The sequence below is a fragment of the Bradyrhizobium sp. USDA 4341 genome (genome assembly GCF_054063755.1).
The window spans coordinates 4,989,164-5,014,123 of sequence record NZ_JBSSGO010000002.1 but is presented as its reverse complement, the minus strand read 5'-3'; the positions used below and the strand labels follow the sequence as shown (position 1 = coordinate 5,014,123).

The 24,960-nt window shown below is 65.1% G+C and carries 23 protein-coding genes; 7 read left to right on the top strand and 16 right to left on the bottom strand.

The genetic code is table 11. From position 1 onward, the window contains the following. Positions 1-156 precede the first annotated feature (156 nt). The 5 genes from ACVIGB_RS29760 to ACVIGB_RS29740 form a co-directional block, all read right to left on the bottom strand. A complete protein-coding gene (locus ACVIGB_RS29760) occupies positions 157-936 on the bottom strand; it encodes a DUF4167 domain-containing protein (protein WP_456719971.1) in 780 nt (259 codons plus the stop codon). Positions 937-1,434: 498 nt separating this feature from the next. Continuing rightward, positions 1,435-2,316, bottom strand: coding sequence for a peptide chain release factor N(5)-glutamine methyltransferase (gene prmC, locus ACVIGB_RS29755; protein ID WP_456719972.1), 882 nt, complete (start codon positions 2,314-2,316; stop codon positions 1,435-1,437). Positions 2,317-2,499: 183 nt separating this feature from the next. Next, entirely contained in the window at positions 2,500-3,579 is a 1,080-nt protein-coding gene (gene prfA, locus ACVIGB_RS29750; RefSeq protein ID WP_456719973.1) for a peptide chain release factor 1, read from the bottom strand. Between the two features lie 56 nt (positions 3,580-3,635). Next, positions 3,636-5,903: a phosphoenolpyruvate--protein phosphotransferase gene (gene ptsP, locus ACVIGB_RS29745; protein WP_092120197.1), complete on the bottom strand. Its 2,268-nt coding sequence runs from the start codon at positions 5,901-5,903 to the stop codon at positions 3,636-3,638. 459 nt (positions 5,904-6,362) lie between these two features. Beyond that, positions 6,363-7,619, bottom strand: a complete 1,257-nt coding sequence (locus ACVIGB_RS29740) for an aspartate kinase (RefSeq protein ID WP_456719974.1) — start codon at positions 7,617-7,619, stop codon at positions 6,363-6,365. Positions 7,620-7,829: 210 nt separating this feature from the next. Between ACVIGB_RS29740 and ACVIGB_RS29735 the strand changes: the two genes are divergently transcribed. The 3 genes from ACVIGB_RS29735 to ACVIGB_RS29725 all read left to right on the top strand — a co-directional run bounded on the left by ACVIGB_RS29735 (position 7,830) and on the right by ACVIGB_RS29725 (position 9,681). Then, entirely contained in the window at positions 7,830-8,297 is a 468-nt protein-coding gene (locus ACVIGB_RS29735) for a PH domain-containing protein (RefSeq protein ID WP_456719975.1), read from the top strand. Between the two features lie 14 nt (positions 8,298-8,311). Continuing rightward, the gene (gene ubiG / locus ACVIGB_RS29730) at positions 8,312-9,064 is read left to right on the top strand and encodes a bifunctional 2-polyprenyl-6-hydroxyphenol methylase/3-demethylubiquinol 3-O-methyltransferase UbiG (RefSeq protein WP_456719976.1); all 753 of its coding nucleotides are present in this window, start codon (positions 8,312-8,314) and stop codon (positions 9,062-9,064) included. Between the two features lie 335 nt (positions 9,065-9,399). Beyond that, a complete protein-coding gene (locus ACVIGB_RS29725) occupies positions 9,400-9,681 on the top strand; it encodes a GIY-YIG nuclease family protein (protein ID WP_456719977.1) in 282 nt (93 codons plus the stop codon). Positions 9,682-9,940: 259 nt separating this feature from the next. Here ACVIGB_RS29725 and ACVIGB_RS29720 read toward each other — a convergent pair whose 3' ends face one another. Then, on the bottom strand, positions 9,941-10,921 hold the full coding sequence (locus ACVIGB_RS29720) for an IS481 family transposase (RefSeq protein WP_456719978.1): 981 nt from the start codon (positions 10,919-10,921) through the stop codon (positions 9,941-9,943). A 206-nt stretch (positions 10,922-11,127) separates the two neighbouring features. Between ACVIGB_RS29720 and ACVIGB_RS29715 the strand changes: the two genes are divergently transcribed. Continuing rightward, a complete protein-coding gene (locus ACVIGB_RS29715) occupies positions 11,128-12,027 on the top strand; it encodes an EamA family transporter (protein ID WP_456719979.1) in 900 nt (299 codons plus the stop codon). 1 nt (position 12,028) lies between these two features. Here ACVIGB_RS29715 and ACVIGB_RS29710 read toward each other — a convergent pair whose 3' ends face one another. From ACVIGB_RS29710 to ACVIGB_RS29690, 5 genes are all read right to left on the bottom strand, one after another. Beyond that, positions 12,029-12,469 carry an EamA family transporter gene (locus tag ACVIGB_RS29710; RefSeq protein WP_456719980.1) on the bottom strand — a complete coding sequence of 147 codons (441 nt, stop codon included), beginning with the start codon at positions 12,467-12,469 and terminating at the stop codon, positions 12,029-12,031. A gap of 132 nt (positions 12,470-12,601) precedes the next feature. Further along, positions 12,602-13,075, bottom strand: a complete 474-nt coding sequence (locus ACVIGB_RS29705; RefSeq protein WP_456719981.1) for a DUF1178 family protein — start codon at positions 13,073-13,075, stop codon at positions 12,602-12,604. After that, positions 13,072-13,950 (bottom strand): carbon-nitrogen hydrolase family protein, encoded by an 879-nt coding sequence (locus ACVIGB_RS29700; protein ID WP_092120177.1) that lies wholly within the window; start codon positions 13,948-13,950, stop codon positions 13,072-13,074. Before ACVIGB_RS29700 ends, ACVIGB_RS29705 begins: the two co-directional genes overlap by 4 nt. Next, positions 13,950-14,222 (bottom strand): glutaredoxin 3, encoded by a 273-nt coding sequence (gene grxC / locus ACVIGB_RS29695; protein WP_456719982.1) that lies wholly within the window; start codon positions 14,220-14,222, stop codon positions 13,950-13,952. The genes ACVIGB_RS29700 and grxC overlap by 1 nt, the downstream gene beginning before the upstream one ends. 29 nt (positions 14,223-14,251) lie before the next feature. Then, on the bottom strand, positions 14,252-15,061 hold the full coding sequence (locus tag ACVIGB_RS29690; RefSeq protein ID WP_456719983.1) for a ComF family protein: 810 nt from the start codon (positions 15,059-15,061) through the stop codon (positions 14,252-14,254). 78 nt (positions 15,062-15,139) lie between these two features. Here ACVIGB_RS29690 and ACVIGB_RS29685 point away from each other — a divergent pair, with 78 nt between their 5' ends. Next, positions 15,140-15,982 (top strand): methyltransferase domain-containing protein, encoded by an 843-nt coding sequence (locus ACVIGB_RS29685; RefSeq protein ID WP_456719984.1) that lies wholly within the window; start codon positions 15,140-15,142, stop codon positions 15,980-15,982. Positions 15,983-16,446: 464 nt separating this feature from the next. Here the strand turns inward: ACVIGB_RS29685 and ACVIGB_RS29680 are convergent, their stop codons facing one another. Continuing rightward, a complete protein-coding gene (locus tag ACVIGB_RS29680; RefSeq protein WP_456719985.1) occupies positions 16,447-16,857 on the bottom strand; it encodes a (deoxy)nucleoside triphosphate pyrophosphohydrolase in 411 nt (136 codons plus the stop codon). Further along, positions 16,839-17,036, bottom strand: a complete 198-nt coding sequence (locus ACVIGB_RS29675; protein ID WP_456719986.1) for a hypothetical protein — start codon at positions 17,034-17,036, stop codon at positions 16,839-16,841. The genes ACVIGB_RS29680 and ACVIGB_RS29675 overlap by 19 nt, the downstream gene beginning before the upstream one ends. Between ACVIGB_RS29675 and ACVIGB_RS29670 the strand changes: the two genes are divergently transcribed. Beyond that, positions 17,035-18,384, top strand: coding sequence for a TadE/TadG family type IV pilus assembly protein (locus tag ACVIGB_RS29670; RefSeq protein WP_456719987.1), 1,350 nt, complete (start codon positions 17,035-17,037; stop codon positions 18,382-18,384). The genes ACVIGB_RS29675 and ACVIGB_RS29670 overlap by 2 nt on opposite strands. Positions 18,385-18,537: 153 nt before the next feature. On the opposite strand, the gene argJ is transcribed toward ACVIGB_RS29670, so the two are convergent. Together argJ and ACVIGB_RS29660 are read right to left on the bottom strand one after the other, a co-directional pair. Continuing rightward, entirely contained in the window at positions 18,538-19,779 is a 1,242-nt protein-coding gene (gene argJ / locus ACVIGB_RS29665; protein ID WP_456719988.1) for a bifunctional glutamate N-acetyltransferase/amino-acid acetyltransferase ArgJ, read from the bottom strand. A gap of 485 nt (positions 19,780-20,264) precedes the next feature. After that, complete coding sequence (locus ACVIGB_RS29660) at positions 20,265-21,203, bottom strand: peptidylprolyl isomerase (protein ID WP_176396250.1); 939 nt, start codon at positions 21,201-21,203, stop codon at positions 20,265-20,267. Between the two features lie 392 nt (positions 21,204-21,595). On the opposite strand from ACVIGB_RS29660, the gene secA reads away from it, so the two are divergent. Continuing rightward, positions 21,596-24,460 (top strand): preprotein translocase subunit SecA, encoded by a 2,865-nt coding sequence (gene secA, locus ACVIGB_RS29655; RefSeq protein WP_092120154.1) that lies wholly within the window; start codon positions 21,596-21,598, stop codon positions 24,458-24,460. A gap of 57 nt (positions 24,461-24,517) precedes the next feature. Here secA and ACVIGB_RS29650 read toward each other — a convergent pair whose 3' ends face one another. Next, positions 24,518-24,952: a VOC family protein gene (locus ACVIGB_RS29650; RefSeq protein ID WP_456719989.1), complete on the bottom strand. Its 435-nt coding sequence runs from the start codon at positions 24,950-24,952 to the stop codon at positions 24,518-24,520. Positions 24,953-24,960: the final 8 nt, after the last annotated feature.

Sequence of the window (24,960 nt, the reverse complement as noted above, 5' to 3'; positions counted from 1 at the left end):
TGGGGTCGTTGCGCATAAAGCGCAGCGGGGTGGGGTGACAGTCTCTCCGATCGGGCTGTGCCCGTGTTGAGAGATCACCCCACCCCGTCTCACGTTTCGCTGCGCTTCGTGTGAGCCGACCCTCCCCCTCCAGGGGAGGGTGGCGGCACAGTTGCGTTACTCGTTGCCCGGATTGAAGTCGTCGCTCGGCGCCGGCTGCGCTGCCATGTCGGGGCGCGGGCCGTGCGGACGGCGGCGACGGCGCGGAAAGCGCTCGCTCCGTTCGCCGCGTTCTGCGCCGCCATTGTTGGCTTCATAGGGGCCACCGTTGACCTGCGGCTGCGTGCCGCCGGTGATGAACGAGGGCAGGCGATCGACGCCGCCGGCATCGGCCAGCACCGGCTGCGGCTGGTTCTGCGGTAGCGGTTGATACTGCGGCTGCGGACGATGCTCGCGTTCGCGGTGCTCACGCGGCTGCTGCTCGCGCGGCGGCTGGTCACGCTCGCGATGCTCCCGCGGCTGCTGGTAGGGCTGCTGGCCGTTGTCGCGCATGAACGGCTGTTGCTGCTGCGGCACGAAGCCCGGCTCCTGGCCGAAGCTCGAATAGCCGTCGCTGTCGTCGTCGCCGTCTTCGGTCTGCGTCACCTCGGCGTCGGGGCGCGGAGGCTGCTGATTCTGCCGGAATTGCTCCTGCGCGGTCGCGATGATCCGGTAGTAGTGCTCAGCGTGCTGGTAGTAGTTCTCGGCTGCCACCGGATCGCCGGAGGAGCGTGCATCGCGCGCAAGCTGGACGTATTTCTCGGCCACGTGGGAGGCCGTGCCGCGGATCTTGATGTCGGGTCCGTTCGATTCGTACACCCGTGTCAGGGGATTCTGGCCGCGCCGGTTATTATTGTTGTTGTTATTGTTGTTGTTATTCCGGTTGCGCATCCGCTTGTTGTTCTGACCGTTTCTCATCTGTCGCCTTTTATTCCAGCCCTGAAGTTATTGCAGTCCACAGTCCGATTTCTCAGAAGTCCGATTCCCAGATTCCAATTCCCAGAGTCCGATTCGGCGCGCGCCTAGGCGCACGGAATCGCAATACCGTTCGAAGTGGCATCGATGTCGCCGACCATCTCGTTCAGCAAAGTCGCGTTCAGCAAAGACGCGTTCCCCAACCGCCGCCGGCCAAACGCGCCAGCGACAAAATCATTCCGCCCGTTGAGACAGGCCCAGTTCTCGTGCGTAAGTGTTCAAGCGCAATAACAGGCTTTCGTTCGCTTGGCGGTCGAGAGCAGCACAGCTTCGGCTATTGCGCTCAATGAGACCTGCGTTCCTGGAACCTTTCGATCGGCGGGCTCTGCTGAACCCTGGTCATCACCCGTAACGGTTACGGGGCCAGCACCGATGTTGTGGGCGGAACGTAGTCGTTCCCGGGGGATATTCCAAGAGGTTTTTTTGCGTTCCAATAGGACTTTATCGGGGCAGCCGGCGGGCTGAAACGGCCCTCGGAACGCCCCCGAGATCGGCCTTGGGCGGCCCCGTTGGGGATAACCCGGAAGCCGTCATCAGCGCTTCAACGTCGCCGCTCTGGCCCTGTCCGACTTCCACAACCAGAAATCCACCCGAGGTCAAAAGACCCGCAGACTGCGAAATCAGCGCGCGGTAGGCGTCGAGCCCGTCGGCGCCGCCATCGAGCGCCGCGCGGGGATCGTGCGCGCGCACCTCGATGTCGAGACCGGCGATGTCGGCCGAGGGGATGTAGGGCGGATTGGACACGATCAGGTCGAACGCGCCGGTCAGCGCGCTGCCATAGTCGCACGCGACCCATGTCGCGCGCTGGCTAAGTCCGAGCTCGGCGGCGTTCTGGCTCGCCGTCTGCAGCGCCTCCGCCGAGATGTCGGTGGCGAAGCCGTGCGCGTGGGGCAGTTCCGAGAGCAGCGCCAGCAGGATCGCGCCCGAACCGGTGCCGAGATCGGCGATCCGCAGCGCGCGCTCGGCCGTGCCGTCGGCGTGCAGCAGTTCGAGCGCGCGCGCGACCACGGTCTCGGTGTCGGGGCGCGGCACCAGCGTCGCGGCGGTCAGATGCAGCGGCAGTCCCCAAAATTCCTTGATGCCGAGAATGCGCGCGACCGGTTCGCCGGCGAGGCGGCGCCGCGCCAGGCCCTCGAGGCGATCCGCTTCGTCCTGGGTCAGCGTACGTTTCGCTCCCGTGACCATGCCGGTCAGATCGAGGCGAAGCGCCGCGCCGACCAGCAGCCGTGCATCGAGTTCGGCGGAATCGTTGCCGGCCGATTGCAGCCGCGCGGCAAGTGCGCGGCGGGCCGTCTCGACGGTTGCGTTGACCACAGGCGCCATCACGCGGTGTCCTCGCGCAACACCAACCGCCCGTCGTCCCCGCGAAAGCGGGGACCCATACGCCGCGGCCCTTCGATCTGGGCAGTCGGGGTCGATATCGGGATCAACAATGACGCCCTGTGGTTATGGGTCCCTGCTTTCGCAGGGACGACGACGATCAATGGAGCCAGCAACCGGATCGGTTCACGCCGCCGCGCCCTGGGCCGCGAGCTGCGCGGCCTGGTGCTCGGTGGTCAGCGCATCGATCAGTTCGCCGAGCGCCTCGCCCGCGATCACCTGCGGCAGCTTGTAGAGCGTCAGGTTGATGCGGTGGTCGGTGACTCTCCCTTGCGGGAAATTATAGGTGCGGATCCGCTCCGAGCGGTCGCCGGAGCCGACCTTCTCCTTGCGGTCGGCGGAGCGCGCGGCATCGACGCGCTGGCGTTCCGCGTCGTAGATGCGCGAGCGCAGGATGTTCATCGCCGACGCCCGGTTTTTATGCTGCGAGCGGCTGTCCTGCATCATCACCACGATGCCGGTCGGCAGATGGGTGATGCGGATCGCGGACTCGGTCTTGTTGACGTGCTGGCCGCCGGCGCCGCCGGCGCGCATGGTCTCGATCCTTAAGTCGGTGTCCTTGATGTCGACGTCGACGTCCTCGACCTCGGGCAGCACGGCGACCGTGGCGGCCGAGGTGTGGATGCGGCCCTGCGTCTCGGTGTCGGGCACGCGCTGCACGCGGTGCACGCCGGACTCGAATTTCAACTTGGCGAAGGCGCCGCGGCCCTGCACCTCGGCGATGATTTCCTTGTAGCCGCCGACGGTGCCTTCGCTCGCCGAGATCACCTCGACCTTCCAGCCCTGCAAGGCCGCGAAGCGCTCATACATCCGGAACAGGTCGCCAGCGAACAGCGAGGCCTCGTCGCCGCCGGTGCCGGCGCGGATTTCGAGCACCACGTTGCGGTCGTCCATCGCGTCCTTCGGCAACAGCGCGATCCGGATCCCCTGTTCGAGCTCGCCGATGCGCGCCTGCAGCGTTTCCATCTCCGCTTCCGCCATGCTGCGCATCTCGGCGTCAGTCCCCGCATCCGCCAGCAACGCCTCGGCGTCGGCGAGTTCCGACCGGGCGGAGCGATAGAGCTTCACCGCATCGATCAGCGGATTGAGCTCGGCGAGCTCGCGCGTGATCGCAACATAGCGCTCGGAGTTGACCTGGCCGAGCAGCTCGGCCTCGAGCGAGGCGTGATGGGCGAGCAGGACGTCGAGTTTGGCTTCGGGTAGCATGGCGGAGTCTCGAATTGCTGAAAGCGCGAAAGGTGGCGGAGGCGACGGCAGCGTCGCTACAAGGCCAGCCCCTCGGTTTCCGCAAACTTCGTCAGCGCCCCGCGGATCGAGACGCTGCCGACCGGCGCGTCCAGCAGCGGATTGATCATCGCCTCGGCCTTCTTGGCGTCGAGGTCGAGGATCAAGGCCTTGACCGGGCCGTGCGCGGTCGCCGAGAGCGACAGCGAGCGATAGCCGAGCGCAATCAGCGCCAGCGCGCCGATCGGCTTCGACGCCATCTCACCGCACAGCGACGCGGCCTTCTTCGCGATCTTGGCCTTGCGCACGATGTCGCGCAGCGCGCGCAGGATCGGCGCCGACAGGGTGTCGAAGCGTTCCGAGACCTTGGCATTGCCGCGGTCGACCGCGAACAGGAACTGGAACAGGTCGTTGGAGCCGACCGAGACGAAGTCGACCTTCTTCAAGAGCTCGTCGAGCTGGTAAAGCAGGGCCGGCACCTCGACCATGGTGCCGATATCGATCCGTTCCGGCAGCGAATGGCCGTGCTGGCGCAGATAGGTCAGCTCGCGCTCGACGATCGCCTTGGCCTGGTCGAACTCGGCGATGTCGGAGATCATCGGGAACATGATCTTCAGCGCACGGCCGCCGCCGGCGCGCAGCAGCGCGCGGATCTGGCCGCGCAGCAGGCCGGGGCGGTCGAGGCCGAGCCGGATCGCGCGCCAGCCGAGCGCGGGATTTTCCTCGACCACGGTCTCCATGTAGGGCAGCGCCTTGTCGCCGCCGATGTCGAGCGTGCGGAAGGTGACGGGCTTGGTGCCGGCGGCATCGAGCACGGTGCGGTATAGCGCGAGCTGGTCGCTTGAACGCGGCAGGCTCGGGCTCACCATGAACTGCAATTCGGTACGGAACAGGCCGATGCCGGCGCTGCCGGTGTCCTCGATATGCGGCAGGTCGATGGTCAGGCCGGCATTGATCAGGAGCTCGATCGGCTGGCCGTCCTTGGTCACGCAAGGCTTGTCGCGCAGCGCCGAATATTGCGCCTGCCGCCGCGCCCGGAACCGGACGCGCTCGGCGTAGGCGGATTCGATCTCGGCGGAGGGGCGGACATAGATCTCGCCGGAAATGCCGTCGACGATGATGGCATCGCCCGGATCGGCAATGCCGGGCGCATTCGGCACCTCGCCGACCGCGGGAATGCCGAGCGCGCGCGCCACGATCGAGACGTGGGAATTCGCGGTGCCTTCCTCCAGCACCAGGCCGCGCAGCCGCTTGCGGTCATAGTCGAGCAGCGCCGCGGGGCCCATCGCGCGGGCGATCAGGATGGCGTTGTCGGGCAGCTGTTCGCGCGTCGGCGCATGGTCCTGGCCGACCAGTTGGCGCATCAGGCGATGGCCGAGATCCTCGAGATCGTGCAGCCGGTCGCGCAGATAGGGATCGGTCGAGCGCAGCATGCGCGCGCGGGTATCCGACTGCACGCGCTCGACGGCGGCTTCCGCGGTGAGGCCGGTGGCGACCGCCTCATGCAGCTTGTGCGACCAGCCCTGGTCGTTGGCGAACATGCGGTAGGCTTCCAGCACCTCGCGATGCTCGCCGCCTTCGGCGACGTCGCCGCGCTCCAGCATGCGGTCGAGATCGGCGCGCAGATTGGCGAGCGCAGTGTCGAGCCGCTTGATCTCCTTCGGCAGGTCCTCGGCGATATAGTTGGTGATGACGACGCGCGGCTCGTGCAGCACGACGTGGCCGAGCGCGATGCCGTCGGAGAGCACCGCGCCGGTCTTGTGCAGCGAGTGCCGCGCGGCGGGCTCGGCGCCGGGCTGGGCCAGCGCGGCAAGCTCGCCCGAGGCGATCATCTCCGCCAGCACCATGGCGGTGGTCTGCAGCGCCTCGACCTCTTCCTCGACATAGGTACGCTTGGCGCGGTTCTGCACCACGAGCACGCCGAGCGTATTGCCCGCGCGCAGGATCGGCACGCCGAGGAACGAGTGGTAGATCTCTTCGCCGGTCTCGGGGCGGTAGGCGAAGGCCGGATGGCTTTGCGCGTCGGAGAGATTGAGCGGCGTCGCCTCGCTGGCAACGAGGCCGACCAGGCCCTCATGCGCGCTCAGCACGGTGCGGTGCACGGCGTCGCGGTTCAGACCTTCGGTGGCGTAGAGCTCGAGTGTGTTGTCGATGCGCAGCACGTAGCAGGAGCAGACCTCGGCCACCATGTTGGCCGCGATCAGCACCACGATCTTGTCGAGGCGTTCCTGGGCGGAGACTTGCTCCGCCATGGTTTCGCGGAGCCGTCTCAACAGGACGCGGGGGCCTCCCGACGCGCTCCGCATGTGCTTCAGTCCCTCCCCACCAGGCCGGCGCACGGGGCCGGCCGGCCGTTGGCGCAAAACTCGTCAAAAACAACAATTTTAGTCATTCGGCGTCGCCGCTCGCGCCAGTTCCCGCCGATTCGGGATCGCACAAACTGTGCCACAGTTTGCGACAGCCCACCTGACTGGCCGTATAGCCAATCGAGGCTCGCTTTGCCAAGCAAAACGCCTGCCAGTAGCAAATAACGTCTGCGTCAGCCCGATGCTGCGCCCGCTAAGAGAAATTCTAACTCCGGGACGCCGGTACCGGGGGGCGCTTGTTCCGCGGGAGGCGGCGTAATCCCATCCCCTCGTCATTCCGGGGCGACGCGTAGCGTCGAGCCCGGAATCCATTTCACCACATGGCCTGCGGGCCGATGGATTCCGGGCTCCCGCTTCGCGGGCCCCGGAATGAGGAAAGGAAGGGGCCCCCGGAAAGCCCTACGCCTGGTCCAGCCCGTACAGCGTGTGCAGCGTGCGGACCGCGAGTTCGGTATAGGCGGCGTCGATCAGGACCGAGAACTTGATCTCGGAGGTGGTGATGGCGCGGATGTTGATGTTGCGATCGGCCAGCGCCTTGAACGCCTTCGCCGCGACACCGGCATGGCTGCGCATGCCGCTGCCGATCACCGAGACCTTGGCGACGTCGGTCGCGGTGTCGAGCCTGATATAGCCGATCTTGGCCTTGGCGGAGGTAATGGTGTCCTTGGCGCGGTTGTAGTCGGTGGCCGGCACGGTGAAGGTAAGGTCGGTGGTCTTGCCGTCCTCCGACACGTTCTGCACGATCATGTCGACGTTGATGCTGGCATCCGCGAGCGGCCCGAAGATCGCCGCGGCGACGCCGGGCTTGTCCTCGATCTGGCGCACGGAAATCTGGGCTTCGTCCTTGGAGAAGGCGATGCCGGTGACGACGTGCATTTCCATGATTTCCTCCTCGCTGCAGATCAGCGTGCCCGGCGGCTGGTTGGCGTGCGGGTCGATATCCTCTGGCTTGTCGAAGCTGGAGCGCACAAAGATCGGCATGTTGTGCACCATGCCGAGTTCCACCGAGCGAACCTGCAGCACCTTGGCGCCCTGCGAGGCCAGCTCCAGCATGTCCTCGAACGCGATCTTGTCGAGCCGGCGCGCCTTCGGCACCACGCGCGGGTCGGTGGTGTAGACGCCGTCGACATCGGTGTAGATGTCGCAGCGGTCGGCGCGCAGCGCGGCCGCGATCGCCACGGCCGAAGTGTCCGAACCGCCGCGGCCGAGCGTGGTGATGCGGCCGGTCTGCGGGTTGATGCCCTGGAAGCCGGCGATGACAGCGACTTCCTTGCGCTCCTTGAAACGGTCGATGATCTCGCTGCCGTCGATATCGAGGATGCGCGCCGAAGCATGCGCCTCCGAGGTCTTGATCGGGATCTGCCAGCCCTGCCAGGAGCGCGCCTGGATGCCGATGCCCTGCAGCACGATCGCGAGCAGGCCCGAGGTGACCTGTTCGCCGGAGGCGAGCACCGCGTCATATTCGCGCGCGTCGTGCATCGGCGAGGCCTCGGTGCACCAGGCCACCAGTTCGTTGGTCTTGCCGGACATCGCGGAGACGACGACGGCGACCTCGTGGCCGGCGTCGACCTCGCGCTTCACGTGCTGGGCGACGTTGCGGATACGATCGATATTGGCGACGGACGTACCGCCGAATTTCATCACGAGGCGGCCCATGACGACGCGTCTATTCCTTTAAGAGGATAAGTAGGTTAACCCACGCCGAAAACCGCAAGCGCGGGCACCGAAAGGCGCGTATACATAGCGCCGCGCCCGGGGGCAAGCCGGTTGGTAGGGGTCTCCGGAGGGTCTTTTGGGGGTGTTTTGCCGGTTGCGGGCGGGCTGTGGCGCAACGGTGACTCGCAGGTAACTCGAAGGCGGGATTGGATGGGACGCTACATCGACGAAATCCTGCAGCCCGGCGAGAAGGTGCTGTATTCCACCAATGCGCACTGGATGTTCTATCTGCCGGCGATCGGGGCCTGGATCCTGGTCCTGGCGCTCTTGATCCTGTCACGGATGACGACGGTCGACGGCCTGGTGCTGGCCTGCCTTGCGGCCGCCGCCGTGGTCGCGGTCGGGGCGCTGTACTGGACCGGCGCGGCCTGGTTCCATCGCTGGACTACCGAGACTGACGTGACCAATTTCCGCGTCGTGCACAAAACCGGCTTCATCAAGCGGCGCACCTTCGAGATGAGCCTCGACAAGGTCGAGAGCGTCGACGTCAACCAGAGCATCATGGGACGCCTGCTCAATTATGGCGACGTCACCATCCGCGGCGTCGGCGAGGGCATCGAGACCATCAAGACCATCGCCTCGCCGCTGTCGTTTCGCAATTCGATCACCGCGCGATAGGGGCGCGCGCAATCATGGCCACAACGCTTTCCAACTCCACCGCCGCCTCGGTCGATCCGGCCGAAATCGCGAAGTTTTCAAAGCTGTCGGATGAATGGTGGGATCCGCGCGGCAAGATGGCGCCGCTGCACAAGATCAATCCGCTGCGCCTGACCTATATCCGCGACGCCGCATGCCGCAAGTTCGAGCGCAACGCCAAGAGCCTGAGCTGCCTGTCCGGCCTGCGCCTGCTCGACATCGGCTGCGGCGCCGGGCTGTTGTGCGAGCCGTTCACCCGGCTCGGCGCCCAGGTGATCGGGATCGATCCGTCCGCCACCAACATCGCTGCCGCGAAGCTGCATGCCGACAAGGGCCATCTGTCGATCGACTACCGCTGCACCACGGTGGAGGAGATGGACGCACGCGAGCGCTTCGACATCGTGCTGGCGATGGAGGTGGTCGAGCACGTCGTCGATGTCGGCGCCTTCATCAAGCGCTGCGCCGTCATGCTCAAGCCAGGCGGGCTGATGGTGGTCTCGACCTTGAACCGCAACTGGAAGAGCTTTGCGCTGGCGATCGTCGGCGCCGAATACGTGCTGCGCTGGCTGCCGCGCGGCACCCATGACTGGAGCAAGTTCGTCACCCCCGCCGAGCTCGAGCGCTATCTCGGCGACGTCAACCTCGCCGTCACCGAGCAGGCCGGCGTGGTCTACAACCCGCTCGCCGACAAATGGACGGTCTCGTCCGACATGGACGTGAACTACATGGTGGTGGCGGAGGAGGGGTAGGACACCGAACTTGCCGCGACTCCAACCACAAGGCCGCTGTCGTCCCTGCGAAAGCAGGGACCCATAACCACCGGCCGATGTTGTTGAGCGCGATCTTAGCTCAGGACCTGCTTCGGAATCCGATCGACACCATCCGTCTCATCGCCGGTTCAACCACCGCGCCCCAAACCGCTCCCTGTGGTTATGGGTCCCTGCTTCCGCAGGGACGACAGCGAGCTTGTGGCGTGAATCGCGGCGATGTGAGACGCTGTTGCCTCCCGGCAGGTGTCGTCCCTGCGAAAGCAGGGACCCATAGCCACCGGCCTACATAGTTAGGCGAGATCCGCGTTCCGAGCATGTACTATGTCTACATCCTCGCAAGCCGGCGCCATGGCACGCTGTATATCGGCGTGACGAATTCCGTACAGAAACGGCTTGAGCAACATCGCAATGGCGAGGGCTCGTCTTTTGTCAAAACCTACGGCGTTTTTCGCTTGGTCCATGTCGAATCGTATCAACACGCTGAAGAAGCCATCACGCGCGAAAAGCAGCTCAAGAAATGGAAGCGGGACTGGAAGATCGAGCTGATCGAGCGCGAAAACCCCGAGTGGCGGGACCTCAGCGATCTGCTTGTCTGACTGCCGTGCCACGCCGCTCCCTGCGGTTATGGATTCCTGCTTTCGCAGGGACGACGGGGAGTTTGGGTATCGGCGTGCCCCTTGCTGGCGGCTTAAAGTCAGTGAAGTTAGCCCGGCTTTCGCCGATACATCCGGTGTCGTCCCTGCGAAAGCAGGGACCCATAACCACCGGCCGATGTCGTTGAGCGCGATCTGAGTTCAGGACGTGTCCTGCTCCACATCTCGCCAGACCTAATCGGTGTCATGGCCCGTTCCACCATCATGCCCCAAACCTCCTGCTGTGGTTATGGGTCCCTGCTTTCGTGTTTGGTCCCGTGTGATTGGCGAGGGCCTGCATTGGGGCCAGGTAGCCGAGGCATTTGAGGCGAGTTCGGTTGTAGTCGTGGACGAACTTGGCGATGAAGGCGTCCCGATCGGCATGGTCGATGAAGGTGCGCCTTGCACTGCCGCGCTTTTGTTCGCGGCCAATGGCTTCGGCGATACGGCGGTTGAAGCGTTCAACGAGACCGTTGGTCTGCGGGTGGTAGGGCTTGGTCAGGCGATGCTGGATGCCGCGCTGCTTGCAGACCTGATCAAAGGGGTGGTCGCCGGACGGTTTCCCGACCGGCTTGTTCTTCTTGTCGACAGCAAAGCGGTCGGTGAACTCGGCGCCGTTGTCGGTCAGGATGGTGTGAACCTCGTGCGAGAAGTCGGCCAGGAAGCGTTTGAGGAAGCCGGTCGCGGTGGCTCCGTCCCGCCTGGAATGGATCTCGACAAAGACGTAGCGGGTGGCGCGGTCGATGGCGACGAAAGCATAGCTGGTGCGGCGTTGCAGAGCCGGCAGATACTTCACGTCGATATGGATAAAGCCGATGCTGGCGGTCTCGAAGATACCGGGCTTGGGCTTGTCAGGCTTGGCAAGCCGGCTGATGCCATTGCGCTGCAGGCAGCGGTGAATGGCGCTGCGGGACAGCTTGGCATTGATGCATCGCTGCATCACCTCGACGATGTCGTCCAGCGGCAACTGCAGCGACGTCCGCAACTCGCAAACCGCTCGCTCTTCGACGGCCGACAGGCTGGTCGTGAGGTTGTTCGGCCGGTGCGAACGGTCTCCAACCGTGGTGCGGCCGCGCCAGCGGTAGATCGTGGTCTCGCTGACCCCCAGTTCAGCCGCCAACTGGGCAACCGACTTCTTGCTGCGCTGGATGTAGGCGCGCGTCTTTGGTGTCGTGGTGGCGTTCGCGTGCAGGTTCAGTTCCATGACACGAGGTGCTCCCTGACAAAGGCCACGCCTCGTTCTACACCGATTCCATCCAACCAATCAGCAGGGACCAAACACTTTCGCAGGGACGACAGCAGCTTGTGGATGCCGCGCAATCCAGTCATGCGCCGGCTCGGTTGACCGCGTCGGCGGCAATCGGCACGTTGTGCGCATACTCCCGCCCCGGCGCACTTTCCTCATCCCGCATGTTCACAATCGCCTCGCTCTGGATCCCCTTCACCATCGTCGCTGCGTTCGGGCAGGTGGCGCGCAATGCGATGCAGCGGCATCTGACCGGGCCGCTCGGGACCTGGGGCGCGACCAATATCCGCTTCCTGTTCGGCCTGCCGTTCGCGGTGGTGTTCTTCGCGCTGGCGGTGCTGCTGACCGGCGATCGCGTGCCGTGGCCGGCGGACTCGTTCTGGCCGTGGCTCGTGGTCGGCGCGCTCAGCCAGATCGTCGGCACCGGCTTCATGCTGCTGGCGATGAACGACCGCTCCTTCGTAGTGACCACGGCCTATATGAAGACCGAGGCGATCCAGACCGCAATCTTCGGCTTCATCTTCCTCGGCGACCATCTCACGACCATCAAGGTGATCGCGATCGTGATCGCCACCATCGGCGTCGTCGTCACCGCGCTCAGGCGGGGCGGGCAGAAGAGTTTTGCCGATCTGCGTCCGACCGTGCTCGGCCTCGGCGCCGCTGCGGTGTTCGCGATCTCGGCGGTGAGCTTTCGCGGCGCGATCATTGCCGTGCCCGGCGTCTCGTTTGTGACGGCAGCCTCCTACACGCTGATGTGGAGCCTGTTCGTCCAGACGCTGATCCTGTCGGTCTATCTCTTGCTGCGCGCGCCCGACGTGCTGCGAAAAATCCTCGGCCTGTGGCGGCCGTCGATGTTCGCGGGCTTCATGGGCGCATTCTCCTCGCAGTTCTGGTTCCTGGCGTTCGCGCTCACCGCCGCCGCCAACGTGCGTACGCTGGCGCTGATCGAGGTCCTGTTCGCGCAGGGCGTGGCGTATTTCTCACTCAAGCAGCCGTTCTCGCTGCGTGAGCTTTTCGGCATCGTCCTGATCGTGGTTGGCGTCGCCCTATTGATCGTCGCGTAGATCAGCCCTTCACCGCGATCAGCACCGCGCCGGCAGAGATCAGCGCGATCCCGATCCAGCCATAGGCCGACGGGCGTTCGCCGAGGAACACGGCGCCGAACAGCGCCACCAGCACCACGCTGAGCTTGTCGATCGGCGCGACCAGTGTGGCGGGCCCGAGCTTGAGCGCGCGGAAATAGCAGATCCACGACGCGCCGGTGCCGAGCCCGGACAGCAGCAGGAACAGCCAGCTCTTCCCCGAGATCGGCCCGGCCTGGGTGAATTGTCCGGTCGCGAACAGGATGGCCGACAGCGTGATCAGCACGACCACGGTGCGGATCAGGGTGGCGAGATCGGAGTTGATGCCCTCGACGCCGACCTTGGCGAAGATCGCGGTCAGCGCCGCGAAAACCGCGGAGAGAAACGCCCAGGCCTGCCAGGAAGAGATTGTCTCGGGGGGCATCAGGGGCGCTCGGCCGGTTTGGCCCCACCCGTCATTGCGAGCGAAGCGAAGCAATCCATGGTGCAACGAGTCCGAAGCTGGATTGCTTCGTCGCTTCGCTCCTCGCAATGACGAGGATGGAAGCGGTTCGCTCTAGTTCCGGTCTTCCGGCAGCGTCGGCAGTGGCGAGACCTCGACGCCTTCGTCGATCAGCGCGCGCGCTTCTTCGGGCGAGGCCTCGCCATAGATCGGCCGATGCTCGATATCGCCGTAATGCATCTTGCGCGCCTCGTTCGGGAAGCGCTCGCCGACATTGTCGGCGTTCTTCACGATGTGGTCGCGCAGTTCCTTCAGCTTGCTGCGCAGCTCGCGCTCCTGCGCCATCATCAGCGACGTCGATTCGGAAGGCGTCGCCGCCTCGACGGGGGCGGCCGGCGCCGGCCGGGCCGGTTCGCGGCCCTTCTTGCTGACGATTTGCGGCGCCATGATCGCGCGCTCGATCTTGCTTGAGCCGCAGGACGGGCAATCGATCAGGTGACGCCGCTCCTGCGATTCATAGGCCGATGAGCTCTGGAACCAGCTCTCGAACTGATGGCCGCGCTCGCAGCGCAGCGTGTAGCGGATCATGCCGAACCCCGGACGAGGTGCAGATGCTCCGGGCCGGCCTTGGGGTCGGCGATGCCGAAACGCCTGCCGTGCTGAAGTGAAGGGATGGTCTTGCGCGCGGTTTCGACCTTGGAGGGATCGATCTCGGCCAGGAACACGCCGGGCTCGACGCCGCCCTCGGCGAGGATCTCGCCCCAGGGGTCGATGATCAGTGAATGCCCGAAGGTCTCGCGCTTGTTCTCATGCAGGCCGGCCTGGGCCGCTGCGAACACGAAGCAGCCGGTCTCGATGGCGCGGGCGCGCAGCAGCGTGTGCCAATGCGCTTCGCCGGTCTTGCGGGTGAAGGCGGAGGGCACCGTGAGGAACGACGCGCCGGCCTCGGCAAGCGCGCGATAGAGCGCCGGGAAACGCACGTCGTAGCAGATCGTCAGTCCGATCCGGCCCCAGGGCAGGTCGGAGATCACGGCGGTCTCGCCGGGCTGGTAGTTGGCCGATTCGCGATAGCTCTCGCCGCCCGGCAGGTCGATGTCGAACATATGGATCTTGTCGTAGCTCGCGAGCACATTGCCCTCGGGCCCGATCAGGAACGAGCGGTTGACCGCCTTCTCCGGCGAGTAGCGCAGTGCCAGCGAGCCGATATGCAGATGGATCTTCAGTTCGGCGGCCAGCGCGCGATAGGCCTGCAGCGACTTGTCGTCCTCTTCGCTGGCCAGATGCTCGAACAGCGCCTTGCGGTTCAGCTGCATCATGTTGCTGACCTCGGGGGTCAGCACGTATTTGGCGCCCTGCGCCGCCGCTTCGCGGATCAGCCGCGTGCCCTGCTCGAGGCTCGGCTCGGGCAGCAATCCGGTGCGCATCTGCACCATGGCGGCAGTGAAAATGTTGTCCGTACTCATCAGGCGCCGCCTCCGTTGCTGAGCAGGCCGTCGAGCTTGCCCTCGCGGTCGAGCGCGTAGAGCTCGTCGCAGCCGCCGACATGGGTCTTGCCGATGAAGATCTGCGGGAAGGTCGCCCCGGTGCCGGCGCGGTCGTACATCTCGTCGCGGAAGGCTGGGTTGCTGGCGACGCTCAATTCGGTGAACGCGGCGTTCTTGCGCGTCAAGAGCGATTTGGCCGCGGTGCAATAACCGCAGCCCGGGCGGGTATAGATTTCGATGGGAGCGGTCATGGTGTGCTCGGTTGAACCTGAATGACAGATTATATGGGAGCGCGGTGGGCATCGACAACCCGGGCAAACACCAGCACATCGACCTGCGCGGCCTTGGCGCGCAACAGCGCCCGCGCGCAGGCATCCACCGTGGCGCCCGAGGTCAGGACGTCGTCGACCAGGATCACGCGGCGACCCTGGATGTCAGCCTTGCGTTCATCGGCGACCCTGAATGCGCCCTGCACATTGCTGGCGCGGTCCTTGCGCGACAGCCCGATCTGCTGCTCGGTGGCGCGGGTGCGCCGCAGCGCCTCGGAGACCATTTTGACGCCGCTCTGGCGTGCGATCATCTTGGCGAGCGCGCCGGACTGGTTGTAGCGCCGGCTCCAGCCGCGCCGCCAATGCAGGGGAACCGGCACCAGCATGTCGGCATCCTGTAGCAATTCCTTCCCCGCGCGTGCCATCCAGCGGCCCATTGTTGGCGCCAGGTCGGTGCGATCCTGGTATTTCAATGCGTGCACCAGGGTGCGTGCGACGTCGTCATAGCGCACCGCGGCGCGGGCGCGCTGGTAGGCCGGCGGATTGGCGATTGCCTCCATCGACAGCAGCTCCGGCCCGGGATCGTAGACAAAGGGAATACCGAGCCGCGGGCAGAACGGCGGCGCGATGAACGACAATTTGGCCCAGCAGGCCGCGCAGACGCCCTCGCCATCGACCGGCTCGCGGCAGGACACGCACAGCGTCGGCAGCGCGATATCGAGCGCCAGCCGTGCGGTGCGCAGCCACGCGCCCCCGACCGTGCCGAGCGCACGCTGGATGTGACCGGAAATGGAGCGTGTCGGTGATGCCTCGGCGTCCATGGCTGATGAGGCTAGCGTTTGAGCCGCACGGGCTCAAGGCGCATTGCCTGCGACCGCCGTCCGGCGTAACCAGCGCGGATGGTAACGACCCCGGCCACGGCCCCGATCCTGTTCGATCGCGCATTGCTTGGCGCGCGACTTGCCCGCGCGGGGCGCGAAGGGGCGGCGACGTTCCTGCTTGAGCGGGCCACAGAAGACATAGCCGACCGCTTGCAGGCGGTGTCGCGCAGCTTTTCTTCCGCGGCCGACGTTTGGACGCCGGGGGATGGGCTCGCGGACGCCCTGCGTGGGCGAGTCGGATCGGTCGATACGATCGGTTTCGCTGAGACGGAAGCGCTCGGCTTGCCGCCCGAGTCGCTCGATCTCGTGGTCTCCGCGCTCGCCTTCCAGTTCGTCAACGATCTGCCGGGCGTGCTGGCGCAGCTTCGCCGCGCGCTGAAGCCGGAAGGGCTGCTACTCGCTTCAATGCTCGGCGGCGACACGCTGACCGAGCTCAGGCAAAGCTTTGCCGCGGCGGAGGCGGAGTGCGAGGGCGGCGTGTCGCCGCGCGTCGCGCCATTCGCCGATTTGCGCGACATCGGCGCGCTGTTGCAGCGGGCCGGCTTTGCGCTGCCGGTCACCGACGTCGACCGCGTCGTGGTGCGCTACGCCAGCGCGTTCGCATTGATGGCCGATCTCAGGCGCATGGGCGCCACCAATGTGCTGCGCGAGCGCCGCCACACCCCGACCCGCCGTGCCACCATGCTGCGCATGGCGCAGATCTACGGCGAGCGCTTCGCCGATGCCGACGGCCGCATCCGCGCCACCTTCGACATCGTCTGGCTGTCGGGCTGGGCGCCGCACGAAAGCCAGCCGAAGCCGCTGAAGCCCGGCTCGGCGAAGGCGAGTCTGGAAGCGGCGGTGAAGCAGGTGAAGCGTTAGGCGCGCACGGTGCCAGGGCTCCCTCTCCCCTTGCGGGAGAGGGTTGGGGAGAGGGGTGGCCCCGAGCGACATGCTAGTGTGATCATCGCTTTCGCAATTTGCACTCGTCTTCGAGATGCATGCTGAGAGAGCGCGCCGCGTGGCACCCCTCTCCCCACCCTCCCCCGCAAGGGGGGAGGGAGCCCGTCCATCGTGCGTCCCTTACGGTGGTTTGCTGATCGCGCGCCGGCGAAATCTTTGCTTCGGCGTCTCGTAGAGACTGCCGCCGAAGGCGGCCGACGCTTCCCCGCAAGCGGGGAGGAGGGTGCCTGCAAAATTTCGGAATATTGGAAAAATACCCCTGAGTTGCCCGACGTGTCAAGCAGCCCGGTCGAACGCCGGCCACCGCCGGCTCCTTTGCATGGGGTTGTTTTCGATATTTTGGGTAGCCGCGCATCCCTCGCAAGCGAGGGAGGCGAAGAAGATCACAGCAGCAGATCCATCAGATGCGGCAGCAGCGGAAGGTCCGCCGGCGGCATCGGGTAGTCGCGCAGCTTGCTGGCGCGGACCCAGGCGAGGTTCTGGCCCTCGCGCGCCAGCGCCATGCCCTCCCAGCGCCGGCAGATGTAGAGCGGCATCAGCAAATGGAAGGTCTCGTAGGCATGGCTGGCGAAAGTCAGCGGCGCGAGGCACGGCTCGCTCACGGTGATGCCGATCTCCTCGTGCAACTCGCGGATCAGGGTCTGTTCCGGCCGCTCGCCGGGCTCGATCTTGCCGCCGGGGAATTCCCACAGCCCCGCCAACGCCTTGCCTTCGGGACGCTGCGCCAGCAGCACGCGCTTGTCGGCATCGACCAGCGCGCAGGCGACGACGAGGGTCAGCTTGATGTCAGCCATGCTGCACGAATGTTCCTTCTGATGTTGCAAGCTTTCATTAACCAGCAACGCGCCGCCAGCCAAACGATTTGTGCCGGCGCGCTTTTTCCGCATTCGCGATAAGTCGGCCTTAATGCGCGGTCGGCAAGGTGAAGGCCCTGATTTATCAGCCCATCATTTTCTCTGCCGATATAACCCATGCGCACCTTGCTCCGGACCGTCAGCCGTTTCCGCCGCGATCGCTCCGGCAACATCGCGATGATCTTCGGCCTCGCCCTGCTGCCGCTCATGGTCGCGGTCGGATGTGCGGTCGACTATTCCCGCGCCAACCAGATCCGCAGCAAGCTGATTTCCGCTGCCGACGCGGCGAGCGTCGGATCGGTCGCCAAGGCATCGCCCGGCTTCATCGCGGCCGGCGCCATGACCTCGGACGGCGAGATTTCGGCCGGCGAGGCCGACGCGAGGAAGATCTTCAACGGCAACGTCTTCAACCAGAACGGCTTCACGCTGACCAGCGTGACGCCGACCATGACCAAGAGCGGCGGCACCATCACCTCGACGGTCCAATTCACCGCCGATGTCCCGACCATGTTCCTCGGCGTGTTGGGGCGGAGCAAGGTGTCGGTGTCGGGCACCTCGACCTCGACCGCGAACATGCCGCTCTATATCGATTTCTATCTGCTGCTCGACAATTCGCCGTCGATGGGGGTCGGCGCCACGCCGACGGACGTCGCCAAGCTGGTCACGGCCACCACCGGCAACAGCTTCAAACCGAACGACCAGTGCGCCTTCGCCTGCCACGACTACAACGACCCCAACAACTACTATAACCTGGCGAAATCGCTTGGCGTCACGACGCGGATCGACGTGCTTCGCAGCGCGACCCAGCAATTGATGGACACCGCGGCGGCGACCCAGACCTATTCGAGCCAGTTTCGCATGGCGATCTATGACTTCGGCGCGTCCTCGAAGACCTATGGCCTGCGAAGCCTGTTCTCGCTGTCGTCGAGCCTGTCGAGCGCGAAGTCGGCGGCCGGCAACATCGATCTGATGGGCGTCTACGGCAACAACGATGCCTACACCGCGGACAAGGACAGCCAGTTCACCGCGATTTTTCCCCAGATCAACAACACGATCGCAAACCCGGGCGCGGGCACGTCGTCGGCGCCGCTCAAATATCTGTTCTTCGTATCCGACGGGGTCGCCGACGAGCCGAATACAAGCTGCCTGAAGCCGATCACCGGCAGCAATCGCTGCCAGTCGCCGATCAATCCGGCGCTCTGCGATGCGATCAAGAAGCGCAACATCAAGATCGCGGTGCTCTACACCACCTATCTGCAACTGCCGACCAACAACTGGTACATGACCTGGATCGATCCGTTCAATCAGGGCCCGTTCGGCCCGTCGCCGAACAGCCAGATCGCGCAGAACATGCAGGCCTGTGCGTCGCCGGGCTTCTATTTCGAGGTCAGCCCGACCCAGGGCATCGCGGACGCGATGAACGCGCTGTTCAAGAAGGCAGTCGCCGACGCGCGGATATCGAGCTAGCGAAGGCTCACGCTCTCTCTCACCGTCACCCTGAGGAGGCCGCGAAGCGGCCGTCTCGAAGGGTCGACGGCCCGGCACTCTCCGTGCCTACGCATCGTGGCCGTGCATCCTTCGAGACGCGCTACGCGCTCCTCAGGATGACGGAAGAATGTCTCACGACCTGTAATCGCCATTGATCGCGACATATTCCTTGGTGAGGTCGCAGGTCAGCACGCGGTCTTTGGCCTTGCCGAGGCCGAGCGCGACCTTGATCTGGATCTTCGGCGCCTTCATCGCCTCCGACACCTCTTTCTCATCGTAGGACGGATCGCGCGCGCCGCTCTTGGCGACGCGGATGCCGTTGAAGGAGATCGAGAGCTTGTCGCGGTTGGCGGGTTCGCCGGCCTTGCCGACCGCCATCACCACGCGGCCCCAATTGGCGTCCTCGCCGGCGATCGCGGTCTTCACCAGCGGCGAATTGGCGATCGACATCGCGATTCTGCGCGCCGACGGTTTTGTCGTCGCGCCCTCGACCACGACCTCGACCAGTTTGCGCGCGCCTTCGCCGTCGCGCGCCACCTGCTCGGACAGATTGGCGAGGATCTGCTGGAACGCCTTGGTGAAGGCCTTCAGGCGCGGGTCGCTGGCGCGCGAAATCTTCGGCGCGCCATTGGCGGCCGCAGCCCCGGTCGCAAACGCGAGCAGGGTGTCCGAGGTCGAGGTGTCGCCGTCGATGGTCAGCGCATTGAAGGTGTCCTCGACGCCGGCCTTGAGCAGGGATTGCAGCACGGATGCCGACAGGGGCGCGTCGGTGAAGACGAAGGACAGCATGGTCGCCATGTCGGGCATGATCATGCCGGCGCCCTTGGCCATGCCGTTGATCGTCACCTTGGCCTTGCCGAGCTTCACGGTAGCGGTGGCGACCTTCGGGAAGGTGTCGGTGGTCATGATCGCCTTGGCGGCGTCCATCCACAGATCGGGGGCCGCGGTCTCCGCGAGCTGCGCCAGCACGCCGTCGAACTTGGTGGCGTCGAGCGGCTCGCCGATCACGCCGGTGGAGGCAAGGAAGACGTCCGACGTCGAACAGCCGACCGCCTTCGCCGCGATCTGCGCGGTCAGCGCGGTGGACGCCTTGCCGGTCTTGCCGGTGAAGGCGTTGGCGTTGCCGGAATTGACCACCAGCGCGCGCGCAGCCCCGCCCTTCAGCTTGGCGCGGCACCATTCGACCGGCGCCGACGGGCACTTCGACTTGGTGAAGACGCCGGCCACCGTGGTGCCCTTGTCCATCAGCGCGAGCAGCACGTCGGTGCGTCCCTTGTAGCGGATGCCGGCGGCAGCGGTCGCAAGCCGCACACCCGCGATCACGGGCATCTCGGGAACGTCGGGCGGGGCGAGGGGGGAGACGGCGGTGGACATGGGAGGCTTCCGGCTACGGGGAGGGAAGCGCTGCATAACATCTCGCCGACTGAAGCGGGAGAGGGCTGCGATGGTGTCATCAATTGTTCAAGGAAGCCGTAGCCCGGATGAAGCGCAGCGAAATCCGGGACCGCTGTCGCCGCGGATGGTCTGCCCGGGATTGCGCTTCGCTGCATCCGGGCTACGCAATCCAACCTCCCCTTGAAAAGGGGAGGTCGCTTTGCTCGTCAGAGCAAAGCGGGTGGGGATCCGATCTCTCCGCGAGCAGCGTCGCCTGTGGCTGACCCCCATCCCGACCTTCCCCCTTTCAGGGGGCAGGAGAAGACCCGTAGCCCGGATGAAGCGCAGCGTAATCCGGGACCGCTGTCGCCGCGGATCGCCCCGCCCCGGATTTCGCTGCGCTGCATCCGGGCTACGAGGGCACCTCGAAACGCAAATGGCCGGGACATGCCCGGCCATCGCAACTGCAACAACGTTCGCGAAGCTTACTTCTTCGCCGGCGCCATCTTGTTGTCGGCGGGCTTCGGCGCGTCCTTGGCGGCATCCGCCGGCGCCGTCGCGTCCTTGGCCGTCTCGGCCGGCTTGTCCAGGCGCTCGACCTTGGCGGCCTCGCGCAGCTTGGCGACATAGTCGGCCTGCGCCTTGCGGGTCACATAGGTCTCGATCTGGGCCTTCACCTGCTCGAAGTCGGGCGCCTTGCGGTTGCGCTTTTCCTCGACCTTGATGATGTGCCAGCCGAATTGCGACTTGACCGGATCGGAGATCTTGCCCGGCTCAAGCGTGAAGGCGACCGCGGAGAATTCCGGCACCATCTGCTCCTTGGTGAAGAAGCCGAGGTCGCCGCCGTCGGAGGCGCCAGGATCCTTGGACTTCTTCTTGGCGAGCTCGGCGAAGTCCGCGCCCTTGTCGAGCTCGGCCTTGATCGCCTTGGCCTCATCCTCGGTCTCGACCAGGATGTGGCGGGCGCGCACCTCCTGCTCGCCGGTGATCTGCTTGGAGGCCTCTTCATAGACCTTCTTCATGGCGTCGTCGGTGGTCGCGGCCTTGCCCTCGCTGGCAAGCAGGCTGTCCATCAACAGGCGGTTGCGGGTAAAGGCGAGCCGCTTCTTGAAGTCGTCATTGTTCTCGATCTTCTTGTCCTCGGCGGCCTTGGACACGATCTTCATGTCGATCAGGAAGGACAGCACGTTGTCCTTCTTGGTCGCGGGGTCCATCTGGGCCAGGCTCGGGCCGAGTTCCTCCTCGGCGAGCGCCACGTCGCTGGCGTGGATCTCGGAACCGTTCACCTTCGCCAACACCGGGTCGGATTCCGCGGCGCGGACCGGGAGGCCGGCAGCCAGCACTGCGACAAGACAGCCCGTGGCGGCCAGGGTGGCGAGGCCGAGGCGCAGGCCGGTTTTGGTTTCCGGAGGCGAGGTGGTCATGCAAAATCCTTGTCTCAAAGGGGGGAAGCTCGAGCGGGGCGGACACTCGCCCAATCGTGTTACATTGGCAACGCGAAAGTCTTGTCAAAATGATGAATTCCTTGACATCTTGGCAGCGTTGACAACCCCCCGACCGGGCCATATCTCTGGCCGACCGTGTCAGCGGTGAGAGCGCTTATTTTGCTGCGTTTTTCGCCGTTGAACCCAGGATGGCCTGTTTCCCACTCAATTGGCGGAGGAGCTCCGGGTCGGGGCTCGAACCGTAGCGCGTCACGGTGAGTTGATAGGCAATCCGGCGGACCATCTCAGGCTGTATTCCAAGACTGAAATTCAAGACTGAAATTCAAAACCGAACCAAGACCGAACTCGAGACCGAAGAACAGGAATTTCGCATGATCGGCGCGCTCGCCCGCAAGTTTTTCGGCTCCGCCAACGACCGTCGGGTCAAGGGGTATCAGTCCCGCGTCAGCGCCATCAACGCCCTGGAGGGCGAACTCGTCAAACTGACGGACGACGAGCTCAAGGCCCGCACCGCTGAGTTCAAGCAGCAGCTCGCCGGCGGCAAGACGCTCGACGACCTCCTGGTTCCGGCCTTCGCCACGGTGCGCGAGGCGGCCAAGCGGACGCTCGGCCAGCGCCATTTCGACGTCCAGCTGATCGGCGGCATGGTGCTGCACGAGGGCGACATCGCCGAGATGAAGACCGGCGAAGGCAAGACGCTGGTTGCGACGCTCGCGGTCTACCTCAACGCGCTCGCCGGCAAGGGCGTCCACGTCGTCACCGTCAACGACTACCTCGCCCGCCGCGACTCCGGCTGGATGGGCCAGATCTATTCGTTCCTGGGGCTGACCACCGGCGTGATCGTGCACGGCCTCGACGACGCCGAACGCAAGGCCGCCTATGCCTGCGACATCACCTACGGCACCAACAACGAATATGGCTTCGACTATCTGCGCGACAACATGAAGTACCGCCTGGAAGACATGGTCCAGCGCGAGCATTTCTACGCGATCGTCGACGAAGTGGACTCCATCCTGATCGACGAAGCGCGCACGCCGCTGATCATCTCCGGCCCGCTCGACGACCGTTCGGATTTCTACAACACCATCGACACCTTCATGCCGAAGCTCGCCAAGAAGGACGACTTCGAGGTCGACGAGAAGCAGCGCACGGTGACGCTGACCGAAGGCGGCATGGAGAAGCTCGAGAACCTGCTGCGCGACGCCGGCCAGCTCAAGGGTGAGTCGCTGTACGACGTCGAGAACGTCTCCGTCGTGCATCACGTCAACCAGGCGCTGCGCGCGCACACGCTGTTCACGCGCGACAAGGATTACATCGTCCGCGACGACGAGGTCATCATCATCGACGAGTTCACCGGACGCATGATGCAGGGCCGGCGCTATTCGGAAGGCCTGCACCAGGCGCTGGAGGCCAAGGAGCACGTCACGGTCCAGCCCGAGAACCAGACGCTGGCCTCGATCACCTTCCAGAACTATTTCCGGATGTACCAGAAGCTGTCCGGCATGACCGGTACGGCGCTGACCGAAGCCGACGAACTGTTCGACATCTACAAGCTCGAGGTCGTGGAAATCCCGACCAACCTGCCGGTGGCGCGCCTCGACGAGGACGACGAGGTCTATCGGACCCAGAACGAAAAATACGCCGCGATCCTTGCCGAGATCGAGCGCGCCAACAAGCGGCTGCAGCCGGTGCTGGTCGGCACGGCGTCGATCGAGAAATCGGAAGTGCTGGCCGAGTACCTCAAGAAGCACGGCTACAAGCAGATCGATTTCGGCGCCGAGTCCGGCATGGACAAGCTTTATGCGGCGGCCCGCGCGGGCAAGCCGGCAAAACTGTTCGCGGTGCTGAACGCGCGCTTCCACGAGCAGGAAGCCTATATCGTCGCGGAAGCCGGCGTGCCGGGCGCGATCACGATCGCGACCAACATGGCCGGCCGCGGTACCGACATCAAGCTCGGCGGATCGCTCGAGATGCGGATCCAGCAGGAGACCGCCGCGATCACCGACGAAGCCGAGAAGGCCAAGAAGATCGAGCTGATCAAGGCCGACATCGAGCGCTTCCGCGAACTGGTGCTGAAGGCGGAAGAGGATTTCGAGGTCGAGCCCGCCAAGGGCAACAAGCCCGCCAAGACCGTGAAGAAGCCGGGCGGCCTCTACATCATCGGCTCCGAGCGCCACGAATCCCGCCGTATCGACAACCAGCTGCGCGGCCGTTCCGGCCGTCAGGGCGACCCCGGACGCTCCAAATTCTTCCTGTCGCTGGAAGACGATCTGATGCGCATCTTCGGCTCCGACCGGCTCGACAGCATGCTGCAGCGGCTCGGCCTGCAGGAAGGCGAAGCCATCATCCATCCCTGGATCAACAAGGCGCTCGAGAAGGCGCAGCAGAAGGTCGAGGCGCGCAACTTCGACATCCGCAAGAACCTCTTGAAATTCGACAACGTCCAGAACGACCAGCGCAAGGTGATCTTCGACCAGCGCATCGACCTGATGAAGGACGACAGCGTCGTCGAGACCGTGACCGACATGCGCCACGCCTTCGTCGAGGACGTCGTCGCCAAGCACATCCCCGAGCACGCCTATGCCGAGCAGTGGGACACCGCGGGCCTCAAGGAAGAGCTGAAGCGCGTGCTCGACGTCGACCTGCCGGTCGACGAATGGGCCAAGGAAGAGGGCATCGCCGACGAGGAGCTGCTCAACCGCATCGAGAATCACGTCGACGAGCGCATGGCGGCGAAGGTCGCGCAGTGGGGCCCCGACGTGATGCGTTACGTCGAGAAGACCATCCTGTTGCAGACGCTTGACCATCTCTGGCGCGAGCACCTGATCATGCTGGACCATCTGCGCCAGGTGATCGGCCTGCGCGGCTACGGCCAGCGCGATCCGTTGCAGGAGTACAAGACCGAGGCCTTCAATCTCTTCCAGGAGATGAGCGCGCATCTGCGCGAGGCCGTCACCGCGCAGCTGATGCGGGTCGAGATCGTGCCGCCGGATGAGCCTGCGATGCCACTGCCGCCGATGGAAGCGCACAAGCTCGATCCCCACACCGGCGAGGACGAGTTCGCCCAGGCCCGCCTGACCGAGGCCACCTACGCCCAGGCCTCGCTGGCGCCGGGGATGCCCGCCGCCGACCGCAATCCGAACGACCCGGCAAGCTGGGGCAAGGTCGGCCGCAACGAGGACTGCCCCTGCGGGTCAGGCAAGAAGTACAAGCACTGCCACGGCCGCTACGCGTAAGCCGCCGCAAGCCCTGACGCGGCGGGCGCCTGGCCCGCCGTCGAAGCTGCATCGCCGTCAGCCGGCGAACGCCTTGTCGAGATCGGCGATGATGATCTTCTGCATCTTCAGCATCGCCTGCATCGCGCGATCGGCCGCCTTGCGGTCGGGATCGCCGAGATAGCGGCTCAGCGCCGTCGGAATCACCTGCCAGGACAGGCCGAAGCGGTCCTTGAGCCAGCCGCAGCGCGATTCCTGGCCGCCGTCGGTGAGCTTCTCCCAGAAGTAATCCACCTGCTCCTGGGTCTCGACGCTGAGGAAGAACGACACCGCCTCGTTGAACTTGTGCTGCGGCCCACCATTGAGTGCGTAGAACCGCTGCCCCTCGAGCTCGAAGCTCGCCATGAAGTCGCTGACGGTCTCGATCTCGGCGTTCGGAAACACCGATTTGTAGAAGGTGACGGCGTCGCGGACGTTGTTGTCGAGCCAGAGGAACGGCGTGATCGAAGTCATGACGGGGG